Origin of the sequence: Curtanaerobium respiraculi (assembly GCF_024609215.1) — a bacterium.
Classification (GTDB): domain Bacteria; phylum Actinomycetota; class Coriobacteriia; order Coriobacteriales; family Eggerthellaceae; genus Curtanaerobium; species Curtanaerobium respiraculi.
Genome location: NZ_JANIPD030000006.1, coordinates 40,522 through 46,965, shown reverse-complemented (window position 1 = coordinate 46,965; position 6,444 = coordinate 40,522). Strand labels below are relative to the sequence as shown.

The window sequence follows — 6,444 nt, the reverse complement described above, 5'->3', positions numbered from 1 at the left end:
TTAATTCCGCCTTGGCCGGGGGCGGCGGGCTGAGCGCCAAAGCGGCGGAAGCCGAGCGGGCGCAGGCGTGCGCGGACGGGGATCGGGCCGCTCCGGCGCCAGCATGCCGCCCCCGGGCTGGCGGAATTCATCGGCGGTTCCCTAGAGAACGGCACCCATGAGCAGTCGATGCCGCCCGCCTCCCGCAGATCTCTGCAAATGTGCAGCCAAACCGTATTGCGATCTTGCTCGCATTGGCATGTCCGAGGGGAGGAAAAACCAGCTGTGAACAGCCCCCGCTACTTAAACGCGATAACTAAAGGGGTAAACAATCAGGAACTGGCCCCTGATCTCCTCCGGAGTCAGGGAGTCGGCTCCTTCAACTTAACCCGCGCTCCCTACGCGGCGAGTTTGCTGGCCTCGACTTTCTTCACGTACCAGCGCATGAACCGCTCGAAGGGTTTGCGCAGGGCGAGCCCTAGGAGCAGGGCGATCGCGGCGAAGGGCAGCAGATAAGCGAGCTCGACCCAGAAATCGCCCTGGTAGACGCCCATCATGGCGGCGCGCATCGCGTTGATCACGTGCGTCGCCGGCACATAGGGGCTCACCTGCTGGAAGAAGTCGGGCAGCATCTGCAACGGGAAGCTGCCTCCGCCTGCGGTCACTTGGATGATCAGGAAGAACACGGCGATGCCCTTCCCCAGGTTCGCAAACGACACCACCAGAGAATAGATGAAGAGCGTGAACACCAGCCCCGCGACCCAGAAGCAGATGAGGTACAGCAGCGGCTCGACGGCCTGGACCTTCAAGAAGACAAGGTTGCCCACGGCCATGATGGTGCTCTGCGCGAGCGAGAGCAGGGCGAACACGCCGAAGCGCCCGAAGAACAGCTCGCGCGGCTTCGGATCGGCCAGATTCTTCCGATTGTCCTTCGACACGACGACCTTGATGGCAACCGCGAGGAGCAACGACCCGATCCATAACCCCAGCGTGGAGTAGAGCGGCGCCATCTGGCTGCCGAAGTTCTCCGCGGGGAACACCTCGTGGCGGTCGAGTTTCACCGGGGCGGAAAGGACCGAGGCGATGGCCTCGGGGTCGCTTCCGATAGCCGCCTTGAGCGCGGCGGCGTCATCGTTGGCAAGCGCCGTGCTCAGCGCTTGGGAAAGGGAGGACAGCCGCGCGGCCGACCCATCGACATCGTCGGCTGCAGCCAGCAGGTCTTCCTTCGTCGACCGAAGCCCGCCCTGCACCGAGTCGGTCGCGCCCGTCAAGTCGCTATCGATGTCGGCGAGCTTGCCCGCGCTGCCCTTGAGCGTCGATACCGCGACGGAAACGCTATCGGCAAGGTCGTCGAGGGCCGGTTCGACATTTTCCTCGAAATCCCGATCGACCTGCTGCGCCGATTCCTTTGCGGAATCGACCTGCTGCTTCGCCTTGTCGAAGCCCTCCTGCGCACCGTCTGCGCCCGCTGCGATGTCGGCGGCGGACTGGGACAGGCTCTTCGAAAGCTCGGCCTGCGCATCGGCGAGGCCGTTGATGCGGGAAGCCGCCGCTGCAAGGGAGTCCTTCGCCGCGCCGTCGGGCAGATCTTTCGCAATCGCGGCAAGCTGGTTCGCCGCACTGCGGTACTCGTCCGAGCGTTTCTGCGCTTCGTCCGCCTGCGTTTGCAGGCGCGACGAGGCGTCGGAGGCACCCTTCTTCGCGGCGCTGAACGCAGACTCGATATCGGACGCGACAGTATCGTAATCGGCACTGCTCTGCTTCAGGGACGCCCTCAAACTGGCGGAGGACTCCTTCAGCACATCGGAAAGCCCCGAGGAGGCCTGATCGCCCTGCTGTGCCGATCGCCCGACATCCGCAACCGCACCTTGCGCCTGCTCGAGCAGCTGCGTCGAATCGCCCACCAATGCCTGCGCGGCATCCATGATCTGCGCGTATGAGCGCAGCACCGAGGACGCCTGCGTCATCTGGCCGCTCATGGCGTTCACGCGCGATGCGATGATGCCGATGCGGCCCTTCGCATCCGATGTATCGACGTAGTCGGACAGAGCGGAGGCCAATCCCAGGGCGGTTTCCGATATGGTTTCGCTGAACACTTTGTTGACCTGGTACGATACCTGATCGGCGCCACGGCCGGTGATCTTGGGCGCGACGGCGTTCTTCTTCTCGTTCGTGTAGTACTCGAGGCTGCTATGCTCGGAGCCCTGCGAGTAGAACGTCATCATGTCGCGGCTGAACGACGCCGGGATGACGACCGCGGCGTAATACTCGCCCGACATCGCGCCATCCACTGCCTCGTCGGCGTCCACGAACACCCAATCCAGCTGGTCGTTGGCGCGCAGCGAGCTCACCAGCTGCTCGCCGATGTTGATCCGCAGGGGCATCAGATCGCTCGTGTACCCTTCGTCGGCGTTCGCCACGGCAACCTCCAGGTTGCCCGTGTTGGCGAACACATCCCAGCATCCGATGATGTTGTACCAGCTGAAAATCGAGGGCATGAACACCAGCCCGATCACGATGATGGCCGTGACCACGTTCATCCCCAGCCGTTTCAGGTCGTCGACGAAGAGGCGCCAGATATTACGCACCGGAATCGCCTCCCGCCGGCCCATCCCCCGGTTCGACGTTCGGTCCGATCTTCTGGCTGCGAACGCGGAACAGGCCCCGCAGCTCCTCGTCGCTCATGTCCGCCAGGCCCAACCGATGCTGCACGCTGTCGCGCACGAACTCGACGACGACCAGGAAGGTTATCATCAGGACCAGCCAGATGAGCCACACCGTCAAAAGCACGACCTTCTCGCCCTCGTTCAACGTCAGCACCACCGTCATCAACGCCGGCACCCCGATCCCGAAGGCCCAAGCGCATGCCTTCAGGCGGGGATAGACGTGCAGGAAGCGGGCGGCCGAGACGCGCATCCCCTCGCGGTACTCCTCGCGGTCCGACAGGGCGTCCATCAGCTGCTCCCACCGGTAGCGCCGCGCGGGGGCGTGGACCTCCTCCCCGTTGAATATGTCGCTTTCCCTGATCTGCGAGGCGAACATGCGGTTGAGGTTGGTCAGGTAAGGCCGCAGCGCCAGGCCGAGAATGAGGAATATCACACCGAACAGCACGAGCATGCCCATCATCGACAGCCATGCATCCTGATAGAAGCCGCCGATGGTCTCGCGCAGCGCGTTGATGCCATAAGTGAACGGGAAGAACGGGTACACGTTCCGGAAGAACTCGGGCATCATCTCCACCGGGTAGAGGCCCGTCGCCCCTGGTATCTGCACGAACACCAGCACGACGCAGAGGCCCTTGCCGATGTGCTGCAGCGACACCGACAACGTGAACTGGATGGTCAGGTACGTGAGGGATGCGACCACCGCGGTGACGAAGAATAGGGGCACGCTTGCCGGAAGCATGCCGAGCACCAGGCACCCGATGCAGCACACCACCGCCTGCAGGGCCGCGATGGGGGCTAGGAACAGGTAGCGGCCCCAATACCGCTGCCCCAGCGTGAGGCCCGGGATGCCCTCGTCGTCGACTTCCTGCAGGAGGATGACCATCAGCATGAACACACCGATCCACAGCGTCAGGTTGAAGAACAGGGGCGCCATCGCCGCGCCGTACGAGTTGGGCGCGTACACCGGGATCGTGGTGATCTTCGTGGGCGAGAGCATGAAATCGGCGACCGTGCCCGAATCGATCTTCCCTCCCGCGATCTGCGACAGGAGGTCGGAGGTTCCCAGCGCGGCGAGATCGGACTGCGTGGATCCGAGTCCCTGCTCGACGTTCGCCATGAGCGAGTCGGTCTGATCGAGCGCCCCGGAGAGGCCGTCGAGCGTCATCGACAGCTGGTTGCATGCCGTGATGGCCTGATCGATGAGCATCTTCTGGGTGGAAGCGGCCGTGGAGAGGTCCGCGGCAAGCGAGACCGTCCGCGAAAGCGCGTCGTTCACCGCGGGCAATGCGGTGTCTGAGACCGCGGATCGATATGCATCGGCGCGGGACAGGGACTGCTGCACGGCGCTGTCGGCGTCGTCGCCGGCTTGGACGATGCCGGATGCGAAGGCCTCGACGTCCGTGTCGGCCGTCTTCAACGCATCGAGGGCGCTCTGGAGCTTGTCGCGGTTGTCCTTCACCTTGGAGAGCACGGCGTCGAAATCGCCCTGCCGGTCGGCGGGAAGGGCTGCTTTCACCTGCTCCAAGCGGGCGATGATCCGGTTGTACTCGTCAAGCGCCCTCTGGCCTTGCGCCAGGGCGGATTTCACCGTGCCCGAAGCGCCCTCGATCGTGGACGCCACGCCGGAAAGCTCCACATGCGCTTTGGAGACCCCCTGCGAGGCGGAAAGCGACCCCCTCTCCAACGACGAGAGGATCCGCGTCGACAGCGGTCCGAGCTCGTTCTGCACGGTGACGGTGTCATCCGAAATGCGGGAGATCTGGTCCTGCAGCGCCTCGACGGTGGACCGCGCCTCCTGCAAGGCGGAAACGGCCTCTTGCGACTTCCCCTTCGCGGCGGATCCGGCAGAGCCCAGGTTCTCGAGCGACACCCGGGCCTCGCCCACGTGGGCCTTGGCCTCCCCGATCTTCCCCGCGGCGCTATCCTGCGCGGAGCCGATCTCCGCGCGGGCGTCATCGAGGTCCTGCTGCAGCCGATCCGCCACGATGCCGCTCGCCACCGAGACGAACGTGCTGTTGATGGTCTGCTCCAAACTGGTGGCGCCTGTGTCGGTCACCTTCGGGGAGACGGCGCCCGCCTTCTCGTTGACGTAGTATCCCAGGGCGGGCTGCTGCACATCGCCGGAAAGCAGCGTCGTGAAGCAGTAGCTGAAATCGGAGGGGATCACGAACGCCGCATAGGCTTCCCCCGATTCCACCTCCCGCATGGCGGTATCGTAGTCGGTGAACGTCCATCCCAGCTGGGTGTTTCCGTGCAGCTCGTCGACGATCTCATCACCCAGGCGTAAGTCGCCCGTGAGCTCGCTCGAGGCGCCCTCGTCCTGATTCACCACGCATATGCGCAGGTTGCCGGTGTTGTCGTAGGGGTTCCAGAATCCCGCCACGTTGAACCAGGTGTACAGCGAAGGCAGCACGATCAGCACCAGCACCACCACCAGGGCGGCAGGCGCCTTCAGCAGACGCAGGATATCGCGCTTGAGCACGCGCCAGATGTTACGCACGGACGGCACCTACTCCGCGGGAGGCATGGATGACGGTCGCTTGAAGCGGCGGTGGGGATGCTTCCGACCGGTCGCATCGGCGATGGCGCTGCCCTCGAGGCTGGGCGACCCTTTGAAGAAGACGCCGTCGGGGGCGACGATGGTACGGCCGGTGCGCTTCTCGAAGAAGTACACGAACAGGGACTTTCCCAAGGCCGCAGCGGGGATACCGAGCAGCATGCCCGTGAGCCCGCCCACGATGCCGCTCATCTGCGTCCCCACCGCCAGGCCGATGACCATCGCGAAGATGACCATCATGGGATGCACATCGACGGTGTCGCTCATGATCTTCGGGCTGACAAAGGTGTACACCACCTGTTGCACCGCCACGGTGAGGATGATCGCCATCAAGGCGGTGAAGGGACTCGTGCCCAACGCGGCAAGGCCCGCTGCGGCACCGCCGAGCCAGGGCCCCACCACGGGGACGAAATTCAAAATGCCGGTGATGATGGCGAACGCCACCGCGTTCGGCACGCCCAGGCACAGGAACAGCACTGCGCAGGCGACCGTGATCAGGCCGCATTGCACCAGCATGCCCTTGATGTAACCGCCCACCACGCGCGTGAAGGTGAAGTAGATGAACTCCATGCTCTCACTATGCGCCCCGCCGGTCAGCCGCCTGATCTCACGGCCCATGTCGGGCAGGGCGAGCAGCATCCAGAACGCCACGACCAGGGCGAAGCCGATGCAGAGCACGGAATTCGCCACGATGATGCCGATGTCGGCCAGGCTGTCCAGCCCGTTGCGCATCGCCTCCTCGAGCGTTCCCACAAGCGAGCTGGTGACATTGTTGACCACATCGGTCACCGCGGGATTCTGCATCAGGTCGGGATGCTCCTCGACGAACCCGTTGTACGCGCTCTGGACGCCGGAGATGTAATCCGGCAGGCTGAGCGCCATGCTCTTGAACTGATCGCCGATGCCGAACAGCGGCGAGGACATCAGCCCCACGATGGCGCCGATGGCGACGGCAAGCACGATATACGACCAGGTGACCGCCACCATCCGCGAATGGCCGCGCTTCTCGATCGCGATCACGAGGCCACGCAGGCAGAAGACGATGACCGCCGACCAGATGAGGATGCCCACGGGAATCGCGAGCACGTTGAGGACGTAGCCGAAGCCGAAGAGCAGGAGGAACGAGCCGATGATGGCCCAGACGGCATATGCTCGGCGCCGCCATGCGCCGAGCGAGACATCGACGCCGCCGGTGCCTGGCACCGGCTCTTGCATCCGGCGCTCCGCTGACTCTGCCTGCCG

Annotated in this window: 3 protein-coding genes; all 3 read right to left on the bottom strand. The window is 64.4% G+C overall.

Annotated features, from left to right (window positions below; all coding sequences use genetic code 11):
* Positions 1 to 377 precede the first annotated feature (377 nt).
* The 3 genes from NOV21_RS03630 to NOV21_RS03620 are packed head-to-tail and all read right to left on the bottom strand — an operon-like array spanning position 378 to position 6,417.
* Positions 378 to 2,567, bottom strand: coding sequence for a YhgE/Pip domain-containing protein (locus tag NOV21_RS03630; RefSeq protein WP_283171434.1), 2,190 nt, complete (start codon positions 2,565 to 2,567; stop codon positions 378 to 380).
* A complete protein-coding gene (locus NOV21_RS03625; RefSeq protein ID WP_283171435.1) occupies positions 2,560 to 5,145 on the bottom strand; it encodes a YhgE/Pip domain-containing protein in 2,586 nt (861 codons plus the stop codon). The genes NOV21_RS03630 and NOV21_RS03625 overlap by 8 nt, the downstream gene beginning before the upstream one ends.
* A gap of 9 nt (positions 5,146 to 5,154) precedes the next feature.
* Positions 5,155 to 6,417: an AI-2E family transporter gene (locus tag NOV21_RS03620; RefSeq protein ID WP_283171761.1), complete on the bottom strand. Its 1,263-nt coding sequence runs from the start codon at positions 6,415 to 6,417 to the stop codon at positions 5,155 to 5,157.
* Positions 6,418 to 6,444: the final 27 nt, after the last annotated feature.